This window comes from Nannocystis sp., from assembly GCF_016714285.1.
In the GTDB taxonomy this organism is placed as follows: Bacteria; Myxococcota_A; Polyangia; order Nannocystales; family Nannocystaceae; genus Nannocystis.
This window is the reverse complement of record NZ_JADJNN010000004.1, coordinates 493852-517721: the sequence shown is the minus strand read 5'-3', so window position 1 is coordinate 517721 and position 23870 is coordinate 493852. Positions and strand designations below refer to the sequence as shown.

Genomic DNA, 23870 nt, shown 5'->3' with positions numbered 1-23870 from the left:
GTCAGCCCGCGGCCGCAGCGGCCAACCCGGCCGCGCGCGCCAGCCCGGCGATCTGCGGCGCCGCAGCGCGCAGCTCCTCGCGGCTCTTGATCGGCAGGAAGCGCGCGCGATCCACCAGCAGGCAGGTGGTCGCCACGAACTCGCTCAGCTGCCCGATCAGCTGCTCGAACTGCAGCACCTCGCGCGCGCCGCCCTCCGGCAGATCGATCGCCTTGCGCACCGCGAACCAGGTCAGCGGGTGCGCCTCGGTCAGGGCGTCGAGCGCGACCCACAGGGTGTTGGTGTTGAAGTGCGGGTAGTGCTCGATAGCCACGCCAGCCGGCAGGCGGAAGCCCTCGATGATCTGCGGCCTGCCACCCACACCCGCCACGCAGCCGCCGGCGTCGTCCGGGCTTCGCAGCACCACCTCCACGCTCAGCGAGTTGCCGCGCTCGTGCGCCTCCAAGTGAGCCCCGAGCAGCAGCGGGTCGAGCGTCGCCCCGAGGTTGTCCACGTTCGACACCAGCAGGTGCCGCACGCCACGCGCTCGCAGGCTCGCCAGGGTGCCGCTGTCACGCAGGCGGCGCAGCGTGTCGCCGTGCCCCGGCGCCGCGTAGACCAGCGTGTCGCCCCAGCTCTCGGCCTCCGGCAGCGCCGGCAGGGGCGTGCCGTCGGCCAGCATGCGCGGCAGCAGCGACTGCTCGAACACCAGGCGATCGCCGTGCGGCACCCCCGACCAGTCGATCGCCGCGAGGTGCTCCGCGCTCGCGGCCGCGGTGGCGAAGCTGTGCATCAGCACCACCGGCACGCCGCGCAGCCCGGCCAGCTTGACCGCGAGGAAGGACGGCGCGCCCGGGCCCGCGAGCACCGGCACCACGCCCTTCACCGCCCCGCCGAAGCGGGTCGCCATCCCGCCGTTGAGCACCAGCGCCGCGACCTCACGCCCACGGATCGCCGCCTCGCCGCGCGCCGTGAGACGGGCCCGCGTCGCCGCGTCGAGCCCCGCCACCGCGGTCATGGCCTCCGGTGTCAGGCGCTCGGGCGCGTGGCTCAGGCGCGTGCGCTCCGGGCTCAGCGCCCCGCGCAGCAGCGCCGCGCGCAGCTCGGCGAATTGTTCGGGGTCGAAGGCGGCGTGGGCGACGGAGGGGCGGAGCATCCGCCCGCATCATAACCAGCGTTGCTCGCGGAGCCAGCGGACCGTGTGCTCGAGGCCCTGCTCGAGCGGAAATTGCGGGCGGTACCCGAGCGTCCGCACCGCCTTGGCGTCGTCGCACCACCAGCCCGGCGCCAGGCTGCCGCGGGCCTTGTCGAGCGAGAGGGCAGGGGCCTTGCCGCGCAGCTTGCCGAGCCACGTGTTGATCGCGGCCACCGTGATCACCGCCGGTCCCGGGAAGCGCAGGGCCAGGGCGCGGCGCCCGAGCGCCGCCGCGGCGACCTGGCCGAAGGTGGTGACCGTGTGCTGACCGCCATCGCTGAAGTAGTAGATCCCGCGGCCCGCCGGCTCGTCGGGCTGTTCGGACACGTGGTCGTGCGCCGCCCCGTGTCCGGCCAGCACGTGCCCACCGACGTCAGCCAGGATCGGCAGCGGGACCCCGCGCTCGCCCGCGAGGATGATCCCCTCGACGAGGTCGAGCGCGTGGATCGCTGACAGCCATGCAGGTCGTCCGAGGCCCGGCTGGGCGATGATCCCCGCCCCGGCCGACTTGATCATCTGCAGCACGTCGGTGTCGCGCGGCCCGTAGACCAGCGGCGGTCGCACGATCACCGCCTCGATCGCCCCGCTCTGGGCCTGCTCCCACGCAATCGCCTCGCCCCCGAGCTTGCTGTCGCCGTAGCGCGTGAAGCCGACGCGGTGCGCGTGGTGTTCGCGGCGCGCGACCTCCGGGTGCGAGGGCCCGGCCGCCATCAGCGACGACACGTACACCACCCGCCGCACCCCCGCCGCACGCGCCGCCGCGAACACGTTGGCGGTGCCGGTGGCGTTGGCCCGCTCGAACTCCGCGCGAGAGAACGCCGCCGTCAGCCCGGCCACGTGATACACGACCTCGACGCCCGCCATCGCCGTCGTCATCGCCGCGACGTCGTCCAGCGCCGCGTGCACCCGCGGCGCCGCGCAGCCCTCGAGGTGCGCGAGCTTCGAGCTGCCCCGCACCATCGCTTGCACGGCCTCTCCGCGCTCGTGCAGGCGTTCGACGAGGTGGCTGCCGATGAAGCCGTTGGCGCCAGTGACGAGGACTTGCGTGCTCACGCGGCCGAGATAGCCGCCGCGCTGCGGGTGCGCAAGCCCAGTCGCGGCGACACGCGTCCGCGGTGCGCAGGCGAATGCGCAGGCGAGTGCGTTCTCTTTGTACATGCGTGTGACACTCCATTCAAACGCGTGTGTAAATAGCGGTGCAGCGCTGAATTTCCGTGACACCCACGCTACTTTCGCTGTAACTACGCCCTGACTCCTCTTGGGGACCGCGCATGGGCCGCGAAGCCGAATCTAGCCTCGCAGACTTCTATTTCTCGGACAGCGACGATCCGCTGATCCCGCCAGAGAGCTTCACGCGCTGGGCCGAAGAAGGCGCGTGGGCCATGGCGATGTACGAGCCGCAGATGCTCTCCGGCGTCGCGCCGCGCATGGACATCCGCCGCGACGGCGTCACCCGCCGCGTCGTCAACCTCAGCTCGTACAACTACCTCGGCCTCGCCATGCACCCCGAGGTCATCGAGGCCGCCCAGAAGGCCCTACGAGACTACGGCACCGGCGCGTGCGGCTCGCCGCTGCTGTCGGGCATGAGCGACCTGCACCGCGAGCTCGAGCACAAGCTCGCCACCTTCACCGGGCGCGAGGACTGCATCATCTTCAACAGCGGCTTCGCCGGCGGCATGGGCACCCTCACCGGGCTGCTGCGCAAGGGCGACGTGGCGATCCTCGACGCCAAGAGCCACCTCTGCTCGATCGACGGCGCCAAGCTGGCGCGCGCCCGCCTGGTCTTCTTCGACCACAACGACCCCGCCTCGCTCGAGCAGGCCCTGCAGGCCAGCGAGGGCCAGCGCCGCCTCATCGTGCTCGAGGGCGTCTACTCGATGGACGGCGACATCGCCGACCTCCCGAACCTGCTGCCGGTGGCCGAGCGCCACGGCGTCGGCGTCTTCATCGACGAGGCCCACTCGATCCTCGTCTACGGCGCCCACGGCCGCGGCGTGCTCGAGCACCACGACGCCGAGTCGCGGGCCGAGTCGCGGGTCGCCCTCCAGTTCGCCACCTTCTCCAAGGCCTTCGCCGGCGCCGGCAGCTTCACCGTCGGCCCGCGCAAGCTGCTGCAGTACATCCGCTACTACATCAACCCCTACGGCTTCAGCTGCGCGCTGCCGCCATCGGTGGTCGCCGGCGTCAGCAAGGCCCTCGACGTCGCCACCCGCGACAACAGCCTGCGCGAGCGCTGCTGGGCCAACACCCGCTACTTCCGCGAGCAGGCGCTCGGCCTCGGCCTCGACCTCGGCCACTCCACCAGCCAGGTCGTCCCGATCATCATCGGCTCCGACCGTCGCCGCCTCTACGAGCTCACCCGCGAGATGCACGAGAAGGGCCTCTTCCTCGCGCCCGTCGACTACCCATCGGTGCCCGAAGACGGCCTGCGCTTCCGCGTCGCCATCACCGCGGCCCACTCCCGCGAGGACCTCGACCTCGCGCTGCAGATCCTCGAGGACACGGTGGTCCGCACCTCCAGGCAGGCATGACCCGGCGATGACTCTGGTCTTCATGTTCCCCGGGCAGAGCTCCCGGTACCCCGGAATGCTGGACAAGCTGGCTCGTCTGCACCCGCGCGCCGACGAGGTGCTCGCGCAGGCCGGCGAGGCTCTCGGCCGCGACCTCCGCAGCCACTACAGCGAGGACAACCCCGGCGCATTCGAGCGCAACGTCGACGTCCAGCTCGGCGTGTTCATCGCCAACCACATGATGCTCTCGATCCTCCAGGCCGAGGGCGTCGACGCGGAGCTCTCCCTCGGCCTCAGCCTCGGCGAGTACAACCACCTCACCCACATCGGCGCGCTCGACTTCATCGACGCCCTGCGCCTGGTCAAGGCCCGCGGCGAGGCCTACGACGCCGGCCCCCGCGGCTACATGGCCTCGGTCCAGCCGCTCGACCTCGGCACCCTCGAAGAGGTCGTGGACTCGGTCCGCGCCCGCGGCCTCGGCGTGCTGGAGATCGTCAACCTCAACTCGCCGCGCCAACACGTGCTCTCGGGCGAGCAGGCCGCGGTCGAGGCCGCCGTCGCCGTCCTCGAGGACGAGCACTACGTGGTCCCCGCGATCATCGAGCGTCAGGTGCCGATGCACGCCTCGATCTTCGCCCCGGTCGGCGAGGCCCTGCGCCCGCACCTCCGCCGTGCCCGCTTCCGCACCGCTCGTCGCCCCTACCTGCCCAACCGCGTCGGCGCCCCCGTGCTCGCCGCCACCCACGACGACTACGTCGCCATGCTCTCCGCCCATGTGCACACCCCCGTGCTGTGGCGCCGCTCCATCGAGCACGTCGTCGCCCTCCACCCCGACGCCGTGCTCGTCGAGGTCGGCCCGCGCCAGGTGCTGTTCAACCTGCTCGACCGCAAGTGGGTCGCCCGCCCGCGCTACTGCACCGACAGCCGCGACGACGCCGCCGGCCACCTCGCCGACGTGCTCGCGACCTTGCGCTCCCATCGCGCCACCACCGGCGGCGCCGCAGCGATGCCTGGCCCCATGGCTGGTTCTATGCCTGGGCCGATGTCTGGTTCCATGCCCGCGCCCATGTCCGGGTCGCTCGAGGTCCGTGAATGGCCGCAGGCGTGACGACCCTCGAGTCGCTCGCCGGCGCCTTCGACCCCGCCAGCGACCTCCTCGATCTCGTGAAGACCTACCGTCGTCGGCCGGTCTTCGCGCCCGGCGAGCACAGCCTGCGCGTGGAGCTCGGCCGCCCGCAGCTCGAGCGCATGCTGCCGCACCGCGACCCCTTCCTGCTCGTCGACACCATCGACACCGTCGACTTCACGCAGGCCGCCGTCGTCGGTCGCCGCAGCATCGACCCGCACGACCCCGTGCTCGCCGGCCACTTCCCCGGCGACCCGGTCTACCCCGGCGTGCTCCTGGTCGAGGCCATCGGCCAGCTCGGCATCTGCCTGCAGCACCTGCTGGCGAAGGGCCGGCCACAGGTCGCTCCAGGGGCCGCCCAGCTGGTCGACGCGGCCGACCAGCCCGCCCGCCTGCGCCTGCTCAAGGTCCACCACGCGCTGTTCCAGGGCGCCGTGCGACCCGGCGAGCGCGTCACCTTGCTCGCTCGCTCGCTCGAGCAGAGCGACTACGTCTCGACCTGCATCGGCCAGGTGATCCACGGCGACGAGGTCAAGGCCCTGGCCGTGTTCGAGGTCATCCTGCTTGACTAGGGGCTTGACTAAGGGCTTGACCGGGCTTGACCAGGGGCTTGACCAGGGGCTTGACCAGGGGCTTGACCAGGGGCCAGGACCGAGGCTTGGGTGTGATGCTGGACCGACGGCGGACTGAGTTCGATTGACCCGGAGTGATTGTTCATGGCGAATGACAGACGCATCGTCATCACCGGCCTCGGCATCAACACGCCGATCGGCGACGATCTCGAGACCTTCTATGCCAGCTTGCTCGCGGGCAAGTCGGCGATCACGCGCTGGAAGTGGCTGCGCAACGACGCCGTCTACTCCAAGGTCGGCGGCGACCTCTCGGAGTACGACGTCAAGGCCAAGCTCGGCCGCCTGCGCGACCGCCTGCCCGCCGAGATGCACCGCCGCGCCCGCGTGCTGTGCAACAAGGCCCCGTTCTCGACCTCGCTGTCGGTGCTGTGCGCCGCCGATGCCTGGCTCGACGCCGGCCTCGGCGAGGGCGGCGATCCGACCCGTCGCGCCGTGCTGGTCGGCGGTCACAACCTGAACGAGCGCTACTTCGCCAGCAACTACGAGACCTTCCTCCACGAGGAGCCCGACTACATCGACTCGATGGCGGCGCTGCACATGCTCGACACCGACCACGCCGGCTCGGTCTGCGAGCTGCTCGGCTGGCAGGGCGCGGCCTACACCCTCGGCGGCGCCTGTGCCAGCGCCAACGTGGCCCTGCGCTCCGCCCTCGACGAGATCCGCCACCACGACCACGACGTGGCGATGGTCGTCGGCCCGGTGCTCGACTTCTCGCAGATGGGTGTGCACGCGATGGCCCTGCTCGGCGCCATCACCTACGAGAGCTTCAACGACGAGCCGCAGCTCGCCAGCCGCCCCTACGACGCCCGCCGCGAGGGCTTCGTGCCGTCCCACGGCGCCGGCGTGCTGGTCCTCGAGGAGCTCGGCCACGCGCTCAAGCGCGGCGCCAAGATCTACGCGGAGATCCTCGGCTGCACCTCCACCTCCGACGGCAGCCACCTGCCCTCGCCCTCGACCGACGGCCAGGCCCGCACCATCGAGCGCCTGCTCCGCCGCGCCGGCGTCCGCCCCGACCAGATCGACTACGTCAGCGCCCACGCGACCTCGACCCCGCTCGGCGACCTCTCCGAGCTCAACGCGATCAAGCGGGTGTTCGGCGACCACGCCAAGCGCCTCAAGATCAACGCCCCCAAGTCGATGCTCGGCCACACCTGCTGGTCGGCCCCCGCGGTCGAGACCGTCGCCGCCATGCTGCAGATGCAGGGCCGCAAGCTCCACCCCTCGATCAACATCGAGAAGCTCGACGCCGAGGTCGACCTCGACGTGTGCGCCAACGTCCCCGTCGACCACGAGATCCAGCTCATGGTCAAGAACTCCTTCGGCTTCGGCGGCCTCAACTGCTGCGCCCTCTATCGCCGCTTCGACCCGAGCAAGCTGTAGGCCCCAGCGCCCGGGCCCCTTAAGGATTATGAGGATGTCATGAACTACTTCGTCACCGGCGGCTCTCGCGGCATCGGCGCGGGCATCGTCCTCCAGGCCGTCCGCGAGGGCCACGACGTCGCCTTCGCCTTCAAGGGCAACCGCGAGGCCGCCGCGAAGGTCGAGGCCGAGGCCCGCGCCCTGCGCCCCGGCGCCCTGTGCAAGGGCTACGTCCTCGACGTCGGCGACCCCGAGGCCGTCGCCGCGGTCGCCGACCAGGTCCTCGCCGACTTCGAGAGCATCGCCGTCGTCGTCAACTGCGCCGGCATCAACCGCGCCAACCTCGTCATCTCGATGTCCGACGAGGAGTGGCACAGCGTGTTCGCCACCAACCTCCACGGCCCCTTCTACGTCATTCGCGCTTTCCTCTCGTCGATGCTCGCCAGCCGCTTCGGCCGCATCATCAACGTCTCGTCGATCCAGCACAGCGGCGCCGCGGGCCAGGCCAACTACGCCGCCAGCAAGGCCGGCCTCCACGGCCTCACCCTCTCGCTTGCCAAGGAGTACGGGCGCAAGGGCATCACCGCCAACGTCGTCGTCCCCGGCTTCTTCGACACCGACATGACCCGCGAGTCGATGCCCGCCCAGGCCAAGGAGTACTGGGCCCAGTACTGCCCGATGCCCAAGGGCCGCATGGGCCGCATCGACGAGCTCGCCACCGTCGTCACCTTCCTCGCCGGCCCCGGCGGCAGCTACATCAACGGCCAGGTCATCCCCGTGACCGGCGGCCTCGACTGGACCTACTGATGGCCGTCGGCATCGAGCGCATCGCCGCCTACCCCTGCACGCTCGCCCTCGACATGCGCGTGCTGGCCGAGGCCCGCGACCACGACCCGAACCACCCGATCGGCGAGCTGTGGGTCCGCGCCCGCTCGCTCAACCCGCCGTGGGAGGACCCGGTGACCATGGCCGTCAACGCGGCCCTGCAGGTCGTCACCCCGGAGGACCGCGAGAACATCGAGCTCGTCATCGTCGGCAGCGAGTCGGCGACCGACTTCGGCAAGCCGATGTCGACCTACGTGCAGCGCTGGTGCCAGATCACGCCCAACTGCCGCAACTTCGAGACCAAGCACGCCTGCTACGGCGGCACCTCCGGCCTGATGATGGCCGCGCACTGGGTCGCCTCCGGGGCCGCGCCCGGCAAGAAGGCCCTCGTCGTCACCAGCGACCAGAGCCGCATGCACCTCGGCCAGCCCTGGGAGTACGTGCTCGGGGCCGCCGCGACGGCGATGCTGGTCAGCGCCACGCCGGACGTCCTCGAGCTCGAGCTCGACAAGACCGGCTACTGGACCCACGAGATCTTCGACACCTACCGCCCGACCTCGATGCAGGAGGTCGGCCACGCCGACACCAGCCTCTACGGCTACCTCGAGGCGCTCGAGGGCGCCTACGAGCACTTCATCCGCAAGGTCGGCCCGATCGACTACGACAGCTACTTCGCCAGGCACATCTACCACGTGCCCTTCGGCGGCATGACCTTCCGCGCCCACCGGGCCATGCTCCGCCACTGGCGCGCCGACATGGGCGTCAAGGCGGCCCGCGAGCACTTCGAGCGCAAGTCGAAGTCGGCCCTCATCTACAACAGCCAGTTCGGTGGCAGCTACACCTCCGCGACCTTCATCGCCCTGATGGGCCTGATCGACAGCTCGCCGGAGCTGCAGGCCGGTGACCGGGTGTCGATGTTCTCCTACGGCTCGGGCTCCTGCGCCGAGTTCTACGCGGCGAAGATCGGCGCACACGCGCACGCCCGCGTCGCCGCGGCGGCGCTGCAGGCCGGCCTCGACGCCCGCCTGCAGCTCAGCGTCCCCGAGTACGAGGCGGTCGAGCGCCTGCGCATGAGCCTGGTCGACCAGCCCGACTACAGCGTCGCCAAGACCGGCCTCCACGACCTCTACGAGCGCGTCTACGCCGGCAAGGGCCGCCTCGTGCTCGACGGCGTGACGGCCTTTCAACGCGCGTACCGCCTGAGTTAGGCGCCGCCGAGGACATCATGCACCTGCGCTGTGAAGCCCTCGACACGCCCGTCTGGCGCGCCTGGCTCGGCGCCGACGAGGCTGGCGCTGGCTCTGGTACTGGCTCTGGTACTGGCTCTGGTACTGGCTCTGGTACTGGCACTGGCACTGGCACTGGCACTGGCTCTGGCACTGGTGTCGTCGCCCTCGGTGGCCCAGGCCTCGCCGCGCTCGAGCAGCTGCTCCTGCGCGCCGAGGCCGACCCTCGCTGCCGCGTGCTCGTGCTCGCCAGCGAGGCCGAGGAGTTCTGTCGCGGCATGGACCTCCAGGCCCTCGCCATCGCACCGGACGGCGACACCGACGTGTCCACGCGCGACAGCAGCACAGTCGAGATCACGGAGCGCGATCCATCCGCCGCGATCGCCTGCTACGCCCGCGTGCTCGGCCTCCTGCGCGGCTCCCGCTTCGCCAGCGTGTGCCTCGTCGAGGCCGCGGCCTCGGGCGGCGGGGTCGGCCTCGCGGCGGCCTGCGACCTCGTGATCGCCGGACCGCGCGCGAGCTTCCGCCTGCCCGAGCTGTTCCTCGGCCTCATCCCCGCGGTCGTGCTGCCGGTGCTCGGCGAGCGCGTCGGCCCGGCCCGCGCCCGCGCCCTCGCCCTCACCGGCGACGCGATCGACGCGGACGTGGCCCTCCACATCGGCCTCGTCGACGAGCGCAGCGACGACCCGGCCCGCAGCCTCGCCGCCCGCCTCAAGTACCTGCTGCGCTGCAGCCCCGACGCGGTCGCCCGGCTCAAGCGCTTCTCCGCCGAGATCGCCGGCCTGGCGCTGCCCGAGGCGCTCGCCGCCGGCGTCGCGCGCACCAGCGCCGATGTCCTGCGCCCCGAGCTGCGCGCCGCGATCGCCGGCTTCCTCGCCGGCGAGCTCCCACCCTGGGCCACCCGCCCCGGAGCCCGGCCATGAACCAGCCACAGCAACCTGTCCCCGAGGACATCCTCGACATCCGCGTCGACGAGGCCGGCTGCGCCGTCCTGCGCATGCAGGACAGCGCCGGCAAGAACGCCTTCAGCCAGCCCTTCGTCGCCGCCCTGGTCCAGGCCCTCGGCGCCCTCGGGGCCCGCGCCGACGTCAAGGTCGTGGTCCTGTGTGGCCTGCCCGATCTGTTCTCCGCCGGCGGCGATCGCAGCGTCCTGCTCGGCCTCGCCGAGGGGCGCATCGCCCCCTACGACCTCCTGCTCACCCGCAGCCTGCTCGAGCTGCCGCAACCCAGCATCGCCGCCATGGCCGGCGCGGCCGTCGGCGGCGGCCTGGTCTTCGGCCTCGCCTGCGACCTCGTGTTCATGGCCCGCGAGAGCCGCTACGGCTGCAATTTCATGGACCTGGGCTTCACGCCCGGGATGGGCACCACCCGCCTCCTGCAGGCCGCCGTGGGCCCCTACGTGGCCGCCGAGATGATGCTGGGCGCGCAGTACTTCCGCGGCCAGGAGCTCGCGGCCCGCGGGGCCCAGGTCAACGCCGTGTTGCCCCGCGCCGAGGTCGAGGTGCGGGCGCTGGACGTCGCGGCCCGCCTGTGCGAAAAGCCGCGCGCGGCCCTGCTGCTGCTCAAGCGCACCCTCGGCCTGCCGCGCCGCGTGGCCTTCGAGGAGGCCCGCACGCTCGAGTCGCTGATGCACGAGCTCTGCTTCGCCGACCCGGCCACCAAGGCCCTCATCCGCGAGAACTACCGCCCCTAGCCCGAGGTACCGACCGATGCACTTCAACGACTTCACTGGCAAGGCGGTGCTCATCACCGGCGGCACCCGCGGCATCGGCCTCGCCTGCGGCCTCGCCTTCGCCCGCCACGGGGCCCGGGCGATCCTCACCCACCGCTGGGGCAGCGCCGACGAGGACGCCCTGCGCGCCCGCTTCGCGGCGATCGGCGCCCCCGCGCCGATGATCGTCGAGGCCGACGTCTCGCGCGACGAGGACACCGCGGCGTTGCTCGAGCGCGTCAAGGCCGAGCACGACCACGTCGACGTGTTCATCTCCAACGTCGCCGTCGTCCAGCGCGGCGAGGGCACCCTCGAGCTCAAGCGCCGCTCTCTCTACAAGAGCCTCGAGTACAGCTCGTGGCCCTTCGTCGGCTACCTCCACGCGATCCACCGCGCCTTCGGACGCTACCCCCGCTACGCCGTCGCCATGTCCTCCGACGGCCCCGACGCCCACTACCCGGCCTACGGCTACGTCGCCGTCGCCAAGGCCGTGCTCGAGACCTTCGTCCGCTACATGGCCACCCACCTGTTCGCGGATGGCTGCAAGGTGCAGGCCCTGCGCTCGCGCCAGGTCATGACCGAGTCCTACAAGGACATGTTCGGCCCGGAGCAGGTCGAGCTCGGGCGCCGCTTCGCCGAGTTCGCCTGCACCCCCGAGGAGATCGCCGACACCACCCTCGCGCTGTGCAGCGGCATGTTCGATGCGATGTCCGGCCAGGTCGTCACCCTCGATCGCGGCGCCGCCTTCGTCGACAACATCGCCACCCTCGGCCCCCGCCTCCTGCAGCCCGAGACGGAGGCCACCTGATCATGTCCATGCTCAAGAACGACCTGAAGGACCAGGCGGTGATCATCACCGGCGGCACCGACGGCATCGGCCGCGCCTGCGGCCTGCTGTTCGCCCGCCACGGCGCCCACGTGTACCTGACCCACCGCTGGGGCAGCGCCGACGAGGACACGCTGCAGGCCGAGTTTCGCAGCGCAGGCGCCCGCGCCCCGGTCATCGTCGAGGCCGACGTCTCGCAAGACGAGGACACCGACGCGCTGATGACCACCATCAAGCGCGACCACGACAGCCTGTTTGCGATCCTCAGCAACGTCTCCTTCGCCCACGTCAGCCAGCAGCACGAGGACCTCGACAAGAAGAGCTTCCTGCGCAGCCTCGGCTACAGCGCCTGGCCCTTCGTCGGCTACCTGCAGGCCGCCCACGCCGCCTTCGGCCGCTACCCGCGCTACGCGATCGGCATGTCCTCCCGCGGCCCCGAGTACTTCCTCCCGGGCTACGACTTCGTCGCCGCCAGCAAGACGGTGATGGAGACTTTCTGCCGCTACCTCACTGCAGATCTGCTCAGTGAGGATATTCGCATCAACGTCGTGCGCGCCAACCCGGTCGAGACGCGCTCCCTGGAGGCCACCTTCGGCCCGGATTTCGCCCCGTTCTGCAAACAATATTACGGCGAGGGCTTCTTCGTGAGCCCCGAGGAGGTCGCGGCCGCCGCCCTCGGTCTCTGCAGCGGACTCATGGACGGGGTCAAGGGCCAGGTCCTACTACTGGACAGGGGCTTCGGTTTCGCCGACAACGTCGTCCGCCTGTTCTCGCAGCGAGAGCAGCGCGGGCTCAAGGTCCTGTACCCCCAGGATCCTTCGTTGAAGGAGAAACGATGATCAGCACACGTGAAGAAGTCCTTGCCGTCGTTCGACGCCACCTCGCCGACACCGTCGAGGGCATCGAGGGCAAGGAGATCGACCCGTCCAAGTCGATGAAGGAGCTCGGAGCCAACAGCCTCGACATCGTCGAGGTCGTGTCCTGCAGCATGCGCGAGCTCAAGGTGAAGGTCCCGCGCGACCAGCTCAACAAGCTCACCAACATCAACGAGCTCGTCGACCTCCTGCACCTCAGCGTGACCGAGAAGGCGGCGGCGGCCGCCGCTAGCTGAGCTGCGCGTCCTTGCGTTGAGACGGTCGATGGCCCACCGGCCGTCGACCGTCTGCGTTCCGTCAACCTGTCCTTGGGGACAACCCGCGACCCGGCTAGCCGTGCAGGCTGAGCACGTACACGTCGTAGAGGGCGTGGGTCCAGGCCGCGACCGCGAAGCCGCGCAGCTGATACACCAGCGCGAAGAACACCCCCGCGAGCGTCCGGTAGACGAAGGCCGCGAAGGTGAAGGCCTCGCCGGCCGGCCCGATGTGGTGCGCCAGGCTGAAGACCAGCGATGAGAGCACGAGCGCGAACACCCACGCGCGCCGCGGCCCGGTGATGCCGGCCAGCAGGAAGCCGAGCCCGCCCATGCCGATCACCCGGAAGATGAGCTCCTCGTGCAGCCCGGCGCCCGCCGAGATGACGACCACGTCGGCGAGCGGCACCTGGGCGAGCGCGAGCTGGGGCATCACCTCGGCGAAGCGGTGGATAGCGAACAGGATCAGCGTGCCCATGGTGCCGGCGTAGAAGGCCGACTCGGCGAGCATCGGCAGGAACACCCGCGGGTTGAAGCGGCCGTACTGGCGCAGGATCACCAGCAGCGCCGCGTAGGCGAGCAGGCCCGCGCCGAGCACCCCGAGGTAGTTGCCGAGGTCGCGGGCGCACAGCTCGATGAGCTCGCGGGTGAGGAAGTCGACCCCGTTCTGGCCGCTCCCGCCGCGGCCGAGGATGCCGAGCTGGTAGGTGAGGAACAGCGGGAACACCAGCACGGCGCTGGTGAAGGGGTCGATGCGCCCGCCGAAGTGCGCCCCGAGGGCGCTCGGCGGGCGGCGGCGGGGTGGGGGCTCGGGGCGAGCGTCTCGGGGTGCGCGGGCCATGCTGCGGTGGAAGGGTGCGCCCACCGGCCGGTCCCGGCAAACTTTCACCCGCGACGCGGACGGGTTATAGCCGCCAGGTGAAGACGTGGCCGCAGTGGGCCGGGCTGTTCGCCGCCGGGGGCGCCGGGGCTTGCCTGCGCCTGGTCCTGAGCGCTCGCTTCGACGCCGCGCTGGCGGCCCGCCTGCCGCACGTCGGCACCTTGCTGGTCAACCTCCTCGGTTGCCTGGCGATCGGCGCGCTGGCGGCCGCGCTGGCGCCTGGTCCCCTGCGGACGATCACCCTCGTGGGCCTGCTCGGCGGCTTCACGACCTACAGCAGCTTCGCCCTCCTGAGCGTCGAGCTGGCGCAGGCCAGCCGCTGGGCCCCGCTGGCCACCCAGCTCGCCCTCCACCTCGTCGGCGGCGTCCTGATGGTGGTGATCGGCGCGGCGGTCGTCGGCCTGTTCGGGCGCGCGGCGTAGGCACCAATAGCGACGCCCCGCGACGCGTGGGGCGTCGCAAGGGACAGGCCCGATTCATCTTCGGTCGGCACAAATAGCGACGCCCCGCGACGCCGGGGCGCGCGGGGCGGGGTAGGGGACAGGCCCGCTACTTCTTCTTCGGCTTTGGCTTGCCCTTGGTGGGCTTCTTGGCCGCCTTCGCGGGCTTCTTTGCGGGCTTCTTGGCAGAAGGCTTCTTGACCGGCTTCTTGACCGGCTTCTTTGCCGGCTTCTTGGCGGCGGGCTTCTTGACCGGCTTCTTGGCCGGCTTCTTTGCCGGCTTCTTTGCCGGCTTCTTGGCAGCGGGCTTCTTGACCGCCTTTGCGGGCTTCTTGGCGGCGGGCTTCTTGCCCGGCTTCTTGGCGACGGCCTTCTTTGTCGGCTTCTTGGCGCCAGCCTTCTTGGCGGCCTCCTTCTTTGCCGCTTCTTTGGCCTTCTTCGCCCGCTCAGCTTCCTTGGCCTTCTGCTTCTTCTCGGCGTCCTTCGCCTTCTTGGCCTTCTCGGCGTCCTTCGCCTTCTTGGCCTTCTCGGCGTCCTTCGCCTTCTTGGCCTTCTCGGCGTCCTTGGCCTTCTTGGCCTTCTCGGCCTCCTTCGCCTTGCGCTGGCTCTCCTTCTCGTGGAGCTTGCGCTCGCGCTCGGCCTCGGCGTCGCGCTTGCGATTCTCGGCGTCCTGGCGGGCGGCCTCGCGGGCGGCGACGGTGTCGTGCTTCTTCTGCTCGGCCTCGGACTTCTTCTGCTCGGCGAGGCGGGTCTTCTCGTCCTCCTTGCGCTTCTTCTCATCCTCCTTGGCCTGCTTGGCGGCGCTGCGGGCGTTCTCTTTCTCGAGGCGGAGGCGCTCGCGCTCTTCCTCGCGGCGCTTCTTCTCGTCCTCCTTGGCCTTGCGCTGGGTGTCCTTCTCCTGCTGCTTGCGCACGCGCTCCTCCTCGCGGCGTTCGGCAGCGGCGGCGCGGGCCTGCTCGGCAGCGAGGCGCTTCTCCTCCTTGCGGCAGGAAGCCTCGGCCTCTTCATCAGCCTGACGCTTCTCGCGTTCGGCCGCGATCTCTTCCGGGCCCGGCCCGAGCTCGAGCCCCAGCAGGTTCTTGACCTCGTCGGGCGGGACGCGCTCGCCGCGGCGCTCCTCCTCGTGCTCGCCACGGCCGTGCAAGAACAGGCGTTGGAGATCGTTGCGGAAGGTCAACTCCACCTTATTGTCGCCCATCACTTCGCTGACGAAGCCGACGCCGAAGGTTGGATGTACGACGATCTGGTGGATCTGGAACAGGGTTTTGGGGCTGTAACGTACGGCGTCTTCAACGTCGTACTGGTGCACCCCGTCGTGCCAGGACAGTTTCTTCATGCTCTTGCGCCGACTGACGCTCAGCGGCTCCGGGCTCTCTTCGTCCCGGCCCCGCGGAGGCTTGAATGAGTGGATATCGCCACAAACTCCGCACTGGACGCGGCGGACTTCGTCGCCGTAGCTCTCGAGGATAACGTGAGTGGTGTCTGCGCGACACTTCGGGCAGTAGCCCTCAGTTTCGCCGCCGTTGGAGCTTTGATTGCCACCGAAATGGCTCTCGAAGATCTGGTCCATCGTCAATCTCCGAACTCTACGGTGCCTTCAAACTTCAACTAGCACGTCCAGGTTTGCGAGTACAAGTCAAAACCCCGCAGAGGCACGAGAAAACGGTCCCATGTACGGACCTGGGGCCTCGCGTGGCCTCCGTGGGGGCCCACCTTCGCGCCGCCCGGAACCCGCGAGGAAGGCCATCGCGACCGCCTGGGAGGTGGCGGGGATCAGGCGCAGACGGGGACCTAGGCGGCTTTATCGGCACGAATAGGCCAGAATAGGCTCGGCAAATGACGGCTCGGAGAGGCCGGCTCCGGCCGTTGGCTGGAGATCCTGTCCCGGAGATCCTGGCCCGGAGATCCTGCCCTGGAGGCCAGGGACGATCTCGACGTGGGCTGCGCCGATCGTTGTCACCTGGCCCCGGGGACACCTGCGCCGGACGACCAAAGAGCTCACTCGGAGCCGCCGCGACCCGTCCCTGTGGTCGTCCGCGCGCCCCCGGGGCGCTCCGCCCGTCCCCGGCTGTCGCCGCTGGTGACGGAGCTCGCTGTCTCGTTTCGCGGCGTTGAATCGGGCGATTCACCGAGGGCGTGGGCGTCGGCCGCCTCGAGCCCCATCGTGTGCATCAGCTTGCGGACATCGGTGACGGTGCCCTTGGCCCGGTCGGCGAGGATCCCCAGCTCGCGGCAGACCACGCGGAATGCCCGACCATATTCACCGGCCTGTGCGGCGATAATGTTGCCATTGAGCGCCAGCAGCTGGAGGCGACGGGCGACGTCGTCGAGGAAGTGGATCACGCCCTCCATGCTGTCGGCGGCCTCCTCCTGGGCCGCCGAGCGTTGCTCCGCGCTGATGCGGGAGGCCGCCGCGAGCGACTCGAAGAAGGCCTGCTCATTGATGAAGGCCTCGAGCATGCCGATCGGGCCGGCCTCGTCGGGGCTGTCGCCGAGGTAGAGCGGGCGGGCCATCGATAGCACCGCCTGGCCGCCGCGCTGGATGGTGCCCTTGAACACCTCGCGCTTGCGCAGGACGATGTCGACCAGCTCGGCGTCGGCGTAGGCGCCGATGTCGCCAGGCTTGCCGGCCCCGAGCACGCTGACCGACGAGATCCGGCGGTTGCCGAGGTAGAGCGAGAAGCCGAGCGAGGTGGCCCGCGCGAGCGTCGGCAGGATGATGTTGCCCTCGTCGAGGACGGTGTCCCCGGCGCACAGCTTGCCGTCGACGCGGTGCAGACGGCCGTGGCTGCGGATGACCTGGTCGCACAGCTCGGTCGCTGCGATGCCGCGGTCGAGCGCTCGCCGCCGGATCACCGACCATACGGCGCTGAAGATCTGAGTATCGGTCGTCATATCACTCACGCGCTCGCAGTGTAACGGCCTTCCGGACGGCGTGGTAGGCAGGTCGGCATGACCGAGGCCCTACACGCGGTTTCGACCGCACAACGGCCGCTGCGCGTCCGCATCGCCCCGAGCCCCACCGGCGACCCGCACGTCGGCACCGCGTACATCGCCCTGTTCAACTATGTGTTCGCCCGCAAGCAGGGCGGCACCTTCATCCTGCGCATCGAGGACACCGACCAGGAGCGCTACACCGCCGGCAGCGAGGCGGCGATCTTCGAGGCGCTGCGCTGGCTCGGGCTGCGCTGGGACGAGGGTCCGGACGTCGGCGGCCCCTGCGGGCCCTACCGGCAGTCGGAGCGGCTGGCGATCTACAAGGAGCACGTGGAGCTGCTGCTCGCGCGTGGCGGGGCCTACCGCTGCTTCTGCACGCGGGAGCGGCTGGAGAAGCTGCACGCCGAGCAGACCGCGAGCAAGTCCTCGCACCTCGGCTACGACGGCCACTGCCGCGACCTCTCGGTCGCGGACCAGACCGCGCTGCTGGTCGCCGAGACCCCCTTCGTGGTCCGTCTGCGGGTCCCGCGGGACGGCGTGACCCGCTTCGTCGATCACCTGCGGCCCGAGCCGATCGAGTTCGAGAACCGCCTGGTCGACGACCAGGTGCTGCAGAAGTCGGACGGCTACCCGACCTACCACCTCGCCAACGTCGTCGACGATCACCTGATGGGCATCACCCACGTGATCCGCGGCGAGGAGTGGATCACGTCGACGCCCAAGCACGTGCTGCTGTACCAGGCCTTCGGCTGGGAGCCGCCGGCGTGGCACCACCTCGGGCTGCTGCGCAACGCCGACAAGACCAAGCTGTCGAAGCGCAAGAACCCGGTCTCGATCTTCCACTACCGCGAGCTCGGCTACATGCCCGAGACGCTGCTCAACTTCATGGCCAACCTCGGCTTTAGCATGGGCGCGGACGTCGAGCGCTTCACCGTGGAGCAGATGATCGAGGCCTTCGAGTGGTCGAAGGTCAGCGTCGGCGGCCCGGTGTTCGACCCGGCCAAGCTCGAGGCGTTCAACGGCGCCGACATCCGCGCCATGTCGATCGACGCGCTCTACGATCGCCTGCAGGAGCGCGTGCTGGCCCCGGCGCGCATCAAGGCGCTGCTGGCCCAGGCCCAGGAGCGGGTGCATCGCCTCGACGACTTCATCCCTTACCTCAGCTTCTTCTTCGGCGGCAGCCTCGACTACGCCCCGGTGCTGGACAAGATCAAGGCGCCAGCCGGCAAGTCGAACGCCGAGGCGGCGCAGCTGCTCGACGACTACGCCCAGGAGATCGAGCGGGACAACCAGGCGCGCAGCTTCACCGCGCCGGCGCTCGAGGCCTTCTCGCGCGACTTCTGCCAGCGCCACGCGGTCAAGCCCAAGGAGCTGTTCATGCTGCTGCGCCTCGGCGTCAGCGGACGCACCGCCTCGCCCGCGCTGTTCGACACGATGGCGCTGTGCGGCAAGGACCGCTGTCGCACCCGCCTGCGCGACCTCAGCGGGCTGCTGCGCCAGCGCGGGTGAGCCCAACGCGGCGAGCCAGCGCGCTGAATTCAGAGAGCGGGCTGCTCCACGTCTGGCCAAGAAGTTCAACCCCTACACATGTGTAGGTGGGGACTATGGTACCCGCGTCGGGCTTCTCGTCGAACGAGCCTGCACACCTGCGGACAGAGACGGACCCCTGGCTGAACGATGTAGGTAGAACTTGTGGCCTCCGTCTGAGCAGCCCGCTCGAACACCACCATAGCAGCGTTTGATCGGGATGAAACCAGGCAAGTTCGCGCCGTGATCATTGCAGCGGGTAGGGCGTGAGGATGTAGTCGGCGCCGCCGCCGTGACAGCCGGTGCAGAGGCCGACGCCGAGGTCGCCGCCGTAGGTGGTATCGTTGATCCGCTCGTACCAGTACCAGGTCGCGCCGCCCTGGCTCGTCGGCGTCGTCTTGCGTGAGACGGCGTAACCGATGATCGTGTCGACGCTGGCGCCGTAGAGCTCCTTGACCGTCGCGGCGTCCTGCGGGTGCTCCGGGTTCGCGGCCGCCAGCGAGTCGAGGGCGATCGCGTTGACGTAGGTGCGCACGTTGCCGCCGTGTGGGCCCGTCGATGGGTGCACCTGCGACTCGACGGCCCATTGCTTGTACTCGCCAGCGGCGAGCCAGGCCTCGAGCACCAAGGCGCTGTCGATCGGCGGGAGCGACTCGGCGGCGCCGGTGGTGGTATCGCTGGTGGCGGACGTGTCGCCGCTCGAGTCGCTGGTGGCGCTGGTGCTGACCGGATCGGTGCTGGTGGTCGGTGCGCCGGTCTCGGTCGCGGGCGTACTCGTGCTCGCGTCGACGGTCGTGGTCGGCGCGTCGGTGGTCGGGTTGCCGGTGGTCGGGTCGCCGGCGGTCGACGTGCTACCATCGGCCGAGGTGGTCGCGTCCGAGGCCCCGTCGTCGGGAGCGCCGCAGGCGAGAGGGAGGAGGGCGAGTGAGCGGAGCAGGGCGCGGCGCATGCGTTCGCCAACGGCTCGCCGCGGGCGCAAGTTACAACGCGTCGCGGCGATTCGCACGAAGTCAGCGTCGCTCGTTCAGGCCCCGGCGAGCACGCGCTCGGCCTGGTCGGCGAGCGCACGGACGCCGACGATCATCATGGCGAAGCGGGCGTCCTGCGAGTGGCCGCGGACGTAGCGGAGGTAGATCTGCTGGGCCACGACGGCGGTCTTGTACAGGCCAAACGCGCTGTAAAACGGCAGCTGCGCGAGGCTGCGGCCGGTCACGCGGGCGTAGTGCTCGGCGAACTCGCGGCGGGTGTAGCTGCCCGGCAGCGCGGTCGGGCCGAAGGCGAAGGCGCGCAGCTCTGGTGGGTCGCTGGCCTCGACCCAGTAGCAGAGGGCGGTGCCGAGGTCCATGAGCGGGTCGCCGATCGTCGCCATCTCCCAGTCGAGCACGCCGCGCACCTGCGTGAGGTCGTCGGGGTCGAGCACGAGGTTGTCGTACTTGAAGTCGTTGTGGATCAGGGTCGGCGGGCCCGAGTCGGGGAGGTGCTCGGCGAGCCAGGCGGCGACGCGCTCCATCGCTGGGATCTCGTCGGTGACGGCCGCGGCGTAGCGTCGGGTCCAGCCTTCGACCTGACGTCGCACGTAGCCGTCGGGGTGGCCGAGCGGCGCGAGACCGGCGGCGTGGATGTCGAGCGCGTGCAGCTCGGCGAGGGTCTCGGCCGCGGCGACCGACAGGCCGCGCGCGAGCTCCGGGCCGATCGTCAAGCCAGGCGGGAGGCGGCTGCGCAGCACGACCCCGCGGACCCGCTCCATCACGTAGAACCTGGCCCCGAGGACAGCCTCGTCGCCGAGCAGCAGCGGCCGCGGGACCCGCGGGTAGACCGGCGCCAGGCGGCTGAGGAACGCGTACTCGCGGTCCATGTCGTGGGCCGTCTTGATCTGCGCGCCGAAGGGCGGGCGGCGCAGGACCAGCTCGCGCTCGCCGATGCGGACGAGGTAGGTCAGGTTGGAGTGGCCGCCGGGGAACTGCAGGGCGCTGACCGGCGCGCCGGGCATGTCCAGGGCCTGTTGCAGGTACGGCGCGAGGCGATCGAGGTCGAGGGCCTCGCCGCTGCGCACCGGCCGGGCGGCGTCGATCCACGCCGCGCTCATGGGGCGCCTGCCTTGCTGTAGCGGTGGAAGATCCGGCGGGCGACGACCATCTTGTGCACCTCGTCGGGCCCGTCGTAGATGCGAGCGCCGCGCTCGCGGGTGTAGAACCACGCGAGCACGGTGTCGTCGGTGAGGCCGAGCGCGCCGTGGACCTGGATCGCCCGCTCGAGCACCTCGGCGAGCACCGCGGCGACGTGGAACTTGATCAGCGAGACCTCCTCGCGCGCGGCGGCGAAGCCCTGCTGGTCGATCAGCCAGGCGGTGCGCAGGACCATCAGGCGGGCGGCGTCGATGTGGGCGCGCGACTCGGCGGCCCAGACCTGGACGATCTGCTTGTCGGCCAGCGCCTCGCCGGGGCCGAGCTGGCGGGCGACGGCGCGGCGGCACAGCAGGGCCAGGGCGCGCTCGCAGATGCCGAGCCAGCGCATGCAGTGGTGGATCCTCCCGGGGCCGAGGCGCTCCTGGGCGATGGCGAAGCCGGCGTGCGCCGGGCCGAGCAGGTTCGCGGCGGGGACGCGGCAGTCCTCGTACGCGATCTCGGCGTGCGAGTCGTAGTCGGCGCCGGCGTGGCCGAAGATCGGGATGTTGCGGACGACGCGAAAGCCGGGGGTGTCGGTGGGGACCAGCAGCATGCTGGCGCGGCGGTGCGGCTCGGCCTCGGGGGCGGTGATCGCCATGACGATCGCGAAGGCCGATCCGTCGGCGCCGGAGGTGAACCACTTGCGGCCGTTGATCACGTAGTCGTCGCCGTCGCGCACGGCCTGGCAGGCGAGCTGGGTCGGGTTGCTGCCGGGGCTGTCCGGCTCGGTCATCGAGAAGCAGCTGCGGATCTCGCCGGCGAGCAGCGGGGCGAGGAAGCGCTGCTGCTGCGCGGGCGTGCCGAACTTGTGGAGGATCTCCATGTTGCCGGCGTCGGGCGCCTGACAGTTGAACAGGTAGTGACCGAGCGGGCTCTGGCCGAGCTGCTCGCTGACGAGGCCGTGCTCCTGCAGCGAGAGGCCGAGGCCGCCGAGCGTCGCGGGCATCTGCGGCAGCCACAGGCCGGCGGCGCGGACCTCGGCGCGCAGGGCCGCGAGGCGCGGGAGCGCGGCGGGGAAGCCGAGGGCGAGCAGCTCGGCCTCGACGGGGAACAGGTGCTCATCGAGGAATCGCCGCACGCGGCGGAGCAGCTCGGTGGTCGTTGCGGGGATCGAGAAGTCCATCGGGGCCTCGCTAGCGCAGCGTGATCTCGGCGGGGTCGTGCAGGTGGGGGATCGAGACGTCCATCGGGGGCACGCTAGCGCAGCGTGATCTCGGCGGGGTCGTGCAGGTGGGGGAGGGCGTTGAACATGGTCAGCACGGGCTCCTCGCCGCGGGTCCGCAGCTCGCTGATCGAGCTGTTGTGGACGACGAAGCTGGCCTTGAGGCCAGCCCAGAGATCGAGGCCGAGGCCGAGGCGCAGGCCGATGCCGACCGGGCCGGCCGAGCTGACGACGAGGACGGTGCGGCCGCGCGGCGCGAGCAGCTCGACGAGGCCGCGCTCGACGCGGGCCGCGAAGGCGGCGGCGGGCTCGATCTCCGGGTCGTCCAGCTCGTCGTCGTGCCAGCGTCGCATCATGCGCTGGAACGCGGCCTCGAAGGCCCGCCGCTGCTCGCGGCTGCCGCGGGGGTGTCGCTGCAGCTCGGCGAGCGGGGCGGCGAGCAGGTCGTCGGCCTGGGCGAGGCGCTGGAGGTGACGCTGCATGATCACCAGCGCGGGGTACTCGTCGAACTCGGCGCGCTCGATCGGGTCGGGGTAGTCGGCGCCGCGGGCCCGGGCGGCGCCGACGAGGTGGGCGGCGGTGTCGCGCTGGCGCAGGCGGGGGCCGGTGACGATGAGGTCCGGGCGCAGCATGCCGGCCAGGTGCTCGCCGAGGCGGCGGGACTGGGTCACGCCGAGCGGCGAGAGCACGTCGTAGTCGGCGGCCCCGAGCGAGGCCTGGCCGTGGCGGATGAGCAGCAGCGAGGACACGCGCGGCCATGGTGGCCGCGCGTAGCGACCGGGTCAACCGGTGGGTCTTCCGCTCGGTGGTCCCGGTGGTGATCGCCGCCGCGATTGCGATCGTCGGCCGCGAGCTCGTGCCTGCGTCGGACCGTTGGGGGCACGCGAGGTGGCTGTGTCGGGGCCATGCTGCGTGAGTCTTCGCGGTGACCCGATTTGCCCGATTCTGAAAGGCGGTTTCAGGGGCAAGCGGCAAGAATGTCCGGTGGGCGGGGCTTGACCCCCACAAAACACGGTGCTACACACGGCAAAAGTAATGAAAGTCATTATCAAAATAGCCGTGATGCTCGCTCTTGGGGCGCCGCCCGGCTGTGTTGGTTACGGGCCGATGGGGGTCGACCCCTTCGACGGTGACGGGCTGCCGGAGGCGGTCGCGCTGTGCGAGGGCTGCCTCGCGGAGCAGTCGCTGCGCGGCGAGCTGATGTTGTTCGTGAACACCAAGCTGACCGGCGCCGACGCGAACTTCACGTCGAACTACCCGCTCGACAACGAGGGCCGCTACGTCGGCAACGCGCTCTACCTCTACGATCCCGACGCGGTGTGCGACGACGGCGGCGCGGGCTGTCGTCTGGCCAAGCTCGGCAATCTCTGGCTCGACGATCGCATGGGGCCGCTGTCGCTCGACGACCAGTCGCTGCAGCGCTTCAGCGTGCGCGACCTGGCCTGGCACCCGCAGCGCGGGCTGTGGGGGCTCAGCTACGACCCGCTCAACGACGAGTGGGGCCTGACCGACCTGCAGGTGCCCGACTGGACGCGCAGCGACAACCGCGTCGCGGTCGAGCGCTACGCGTTTCGCTACGGGCAGGTCGACGCGGAGGACACCGACGCCTGCTACTGGCGGCAGAGCATGACGGCGCTGGGCTTCGTCGGCGACGAGCTGTGGGCTGGCTCGGCGGGTAAGCCGGGCAACGGGCTCGACGCCCGCGGCGCGGTGTTCCGCATCGACCCGGACTTCGTCGCCGCGCCGGAGCACTGCGTGCTCGCCAGCGACGTCACGCAGGACCCCGAGTACTACGCGTGTCGATCGATCTGCTCGGTGTGGACCAGCTTCGACGAGAAGGCCGGGGTGGCCGGCGACCTCGCGGAGGCGCCAGGTGGCGGCATGCTGGCGATGGTGCGCGCCGAGGATCCGGCGGTGCTGCCAGCCGGGCAGAACCTGCTCTTCGCCGTCGACCTCGCCGCGCCCGGGCGCCCGCCGGTGGCGTCGGGGCCGTACATCGCCGACATCGCCGCGGGGCTCGACGTCGAGGGGCTGGCCCGCGTCGGCGGCGTGCTCTACGGCATCAACACGGCGGGCACCGTGTACCGCATCGACGAGGGCGCGGGCGAGGCCGCCACCTGGAAGGTCACGGTCCACGACGAGCTCGCGCCGCTGTTCACGGCCAGCGAGATCAGCCTGCGTATCCGTGGGGCCACGCGTGTGGTCGTCGAGTGAGCGCCATGATCCGAAGGTCCCGAGACG

General features: G+C 70.6%; 23 protein-coding genes and 1 other RNA gene. 14 read left to right on the top strand and 10 right to left on the bottom strand.

All coding sequences use genetic code 11. The features are described 5' to 3' along the window. Window position 1 precedes the first annotated feature (1 nt). Both IPJ59_RS13165 and IPJ59_RS13160 read right to left on the bottom strand, forming a co-directional pair. Window positions 2-1135: a UTP--glucose-1-phosphate uridylyltransferase gene (locus tag IPJ59_RS13165; RefSeq protein ID WP_293271903.1), complete on the bottom strand. Its 1134-nt coding sequence runs from the start codon at window positions 1133-1135 to the stop codon at window positions 2-4. A gap of 9 nt (window positions 1136-1144) precedes the next feature. Further along, window positions 1145-2227, bottom strand: coding sequence for an NAD-dependent epimerase/dehydratase family protein (locus IPJ59_RS13160; RefSeq protein ID WP_293271902.1), 1083 nt, complete (start codon window positions 2225-2227; stop codon window positions 1145-1147). Between the two features lie 218 nt (window positions 2228-2445). Between IPJ59_RS13160 and IPJ59_RS13155 the strand changes: the two genes are divergently transcribed. From IPJ59_RS13155 to IPJ59_RS13105, 11 genes are all read left to right on the top strand, one after another. Then, a complete protein-coding gene (locus IPJ59_RS13155) occupies window positions 2446-3705 on the top strand; it encodes an aminotransferase class I/II-fold pyridoxal phosphate-dependent enzyme (protein ID WP_293271900.1) in 1260 nt (419 codons plus the stop codon). Window positions 3706-3712: 7 nt separating this feature from the next. Then, complete coding sequence (locus IPJ59_RS13150) at window positions 3713-4792, top strand: ACP S-malonyltransferase (RefSeq protein WP_293255154.1); 1080 nt, start codon at window positions 3713-3715, stop codon at window positions 4790-4792. Continuing rightward, a complete protein-coding gene (locus IPJ59_RS13145; RefSeq protein ID WP_293255157.1) occupies window positions 4789-5382 on the top strand; it encodes a 3-hydroxyacyl-ACP dehydratase FabZ family protein in 594 nt (197 codons plus the stop codon). Before IPJ59_RS13150 ends, IPJ59_RS13145 begins: the two co-directional genes overlap by 4 nt. A gap of 144 nt (window positions 5383-5526) precedes the next feature. Then, window positions 5527-6822, top strand: a complete 1296-nt coding sequence (locus IPJ59_RS13140; RefSeq protein WP_293255160.1) for a beta-ketoacyl-[acyl-carrier-protein] synthase family protein — start codon at window positions 5527-5529, stop codon at window positions 6820-6822. A 39-nt stretch (window positions 6823-6861) separates the two neighbouring features. Then, a complete protein-coding gene (locus IPJ59_RS13135; RefSeq protein ID WP_293255163.1) occupies window positions 6862-7608 on the top strand; it encodes an SDR family oxidoreductase in 747 nt (248 codons plus the stop codon). After that, on the top strand, window positions 7608-8834 hold the full coding sequence (locus IPJ59_RS13130; RefSeq protein WP_293271899.1) for a hydroxymethylglutaryl-CoA synthase family protein: 1227 nt from the start codon (window positions 7608-7610) through the stop codon (window positions 8832-8834). Before IPJ59_RS13135 ends, IPJ59_RS13130 begins: the two co-directional genes overlap by 1 nt. A gap of 17 nt (window positions 8835-8851) precedes the next feature. Then, window positions 8852-9775 carry an enoyl-CoA hydratase-related protein gene (locus tag IPJ59_RS13125; protein WP_293271898.1) on the top strand — a complete coding sequence of 308 codons (924 nt, stop codon included), beginning with the start codon at window positions 8852-8854 and terminating at the stop codon, window positions 9773-9775. After that, complete coding sequence (locus IPJ59_RS13120; protein ID WP_293271897.1) at window positions 9772-10545, top strand: polyketide synthase; 774 nt, start codon at window positions 9772-9774, stop codon at window positions 10543-10545. The genes IPJ59_RS13125 and IPJ59_RS13120 overlap by 4 nt, the downstream gene beginning before the upstream one ends. A 16-nt stretch (window positions 10546-10561) precedes the next feature. Then, window positions 10562-11371, top strand: a complete 810-nt coding sequence (locus IPJ59_RS13115; RefSeq protein WP_293271896.1) for an SDR family NAD(P)-dependent oxidoreductase — start codon at window positions 10562-10564, stop codon at window positions 11369-11371. A gap of 2 nt (window positions 11372-11373) precedes the next feature. Next, a complete protein-coding gene (locus tag IPJ59_RS13110; RefSeq protein ID WP_293255178.1) occupies window positions 11374-12228 on the top strand; it encodes an SDR family oxidoreductase in 855 nt (284 codons plus the stop codon). Next, complete coding sequence (locus tag IPJ59_RS13105) at window positions 12225-12500, top strand: phosphopantetheine-binding protein (RefSeq protein WP_293255181.1); 276 nt, start codon at window positions 12225-12227, stop codon at window positions 12498-12500. Before IPJ59_RS13110 ends, IPJ59_RS13105 begins: the two co-directional genes overlap by 4 nt. 94 nt (window positions 12501-12594) lie before the next feature. Here the strand turns inward: IPJ59_RS13105 and IPJ59_RS13100 are convergent, their stop codons facing one another. After that, a complete protein-coding gene (locus IPJ59_RS13100) occupies window positions 12595-13383 on the bottom strand; it encodes a CPBP family intramembrane glutamic endopeptidase (RefSeq protein ID WP_293255184.1) in 789 nt (262 codons plus the stop codon). 53 nt (window positions 13384-13436) lie between these two features. Between IPJ59_RS13100 and IPJ59_RS13095 the strand changes: the two genes are divergently transcribed. After that, window positions 13437-13820: a fluoride efflux transporter FluC gene (locus tag IPJ59_RS13095; protein WP_293255187.1), complete on the top strand. Its 384-nt coding sequence runs from the start codon at window positions 13437-13439 to the stop codon at window positions 13818-13820. A 127-nt stretch (window positions 13821-13947) separates the two neighbouring features. On the opposite strand, the gene IPJ59_RS13090 is transcribed toward IPJ59_RS13095, so the two are convergent. Then, the gene (locus IPJ59_RS13090) at window positions 13948-15174 is read right to left on the bottom strand and encodes a cell envelope integrity TolA family protein (protein ID WP_293271895.1); all 1227 of its coding nucleotides are present in this window, start codon (window positions 15172-15174) and stop codon (window positions 13948-13950) included. A gap of 662 nt (window positions 15175-15836) precedes the next feature. Continuing rightward, window positions 15837-16733: a methyl-accepting chemotaxis protein gene (locus IPJ59_RS13085; protein WP_293255193.1), complete on the bottom strand. Its 897-nt coding sequence runs from the start codon at window positions 16731-16733 to the stop codon at window positions 15837-15839. A gap of 57 nt (window positions 16734-16790) precedes the next feature. Between IPJ59_RS13085 and gltX the strand changes: the two genes are divergently transcribed. Beyond that, window positions 16791-18284: a glutamate--tRNA ligase gene (gene gltX, locus IPJ59_RS13080; RefSeq protein WP_293271894.1), complete on the top strand. Its 1494-nt coding sequence runs from the start codon at window positions 16791-16793 to the stop codon at window positions 18282-18284. 34 nt (window positions 18285-18318) lie between these two features. Here the strand turns inward: gltX and ssrS are convergent. The 5 genes from ssrS to IPJ59_RS13055 all read right to left on the bottom strand — a co-directional run bounded on the left by ssrS (window position 18319) and on the right by IPJ59_RS13055 (window position 22378). Continuing rightward, window positions 18319-18492: non-coding RNA, 6S RNA (gene ssrS / locus IPJ59_RS13075), on the bottom strand. 57 nt (window positions 18493-18549) lie between these two features. Beyond that, window positions 18550-19251 carry a hypothetical protein gene (locus IPJ59_RS13070; protein ID WP_293255199.1) on the bottom strand — a complete coding sequence of 234 codons (702 nt, stop codon included), beginning with the start codon at window positions 19249-19251 and terminating at the stop codon, window positions 18550-18552. Window positions 19252-19326: 75 nt separating this feature from the next. After that, window positions 19327-20388: a phosphotransferase family protein gene (locus IPJ59_RS13065; RefSeq protein ID WP_293271892.1), complete on the bottom strand. Its 1062-nt coding sequence runs from the start codon at window positions 20386-20388 to the stop codon at window positions 19327-19329. After that, window positions 20385-21590 carry an acyl-CoA dehydrogenase family protein gene (locus IPJ59_RS13060; RefSeq protein ID WP_293255205.1) on the bottom strand — a complete coding sequence of 402 codons (1206 nt, stop codon included), beginning with the start codon at window positions 21588-21590 and terminating at the stop codon, window positions 20385-20387. The genes IPJ59_RS13065 and IPJ59_RS13060 overlap by 4 nt, the downstream gene beginning before the upstream one ends. Window positions 21591-21664: 74 nt before the next feature. Next, complete coding sequence (locus tag IPJ59_RS13055; protein ID WP_293271891.1) at window positions 21665-22378, bottom strand: histidine phosphatase family protein; 714 nt, start codon at window positions 22376-22378, stop codon at window positions 21665-21667. Between the two features lie 310 nt (window positions 22379-22688). On the opposite strand from IPJ59_RS13055, the gene IPJ59_RS13050 reads away from it, so the two are divergent. After that, on the top strand, window positions 22689-23843 hold the full coding sequence (locus IPJ59_RS13050; RefSeq protein WP_293271890.1) for a hypothetical protein: 1155 nt from the start codon (window positions 22689-22691) through the stop codon (window positions 23841-23843). The last annotated feature ends 27 nt before the right edge of the window (window positions 23844-23870 follow it).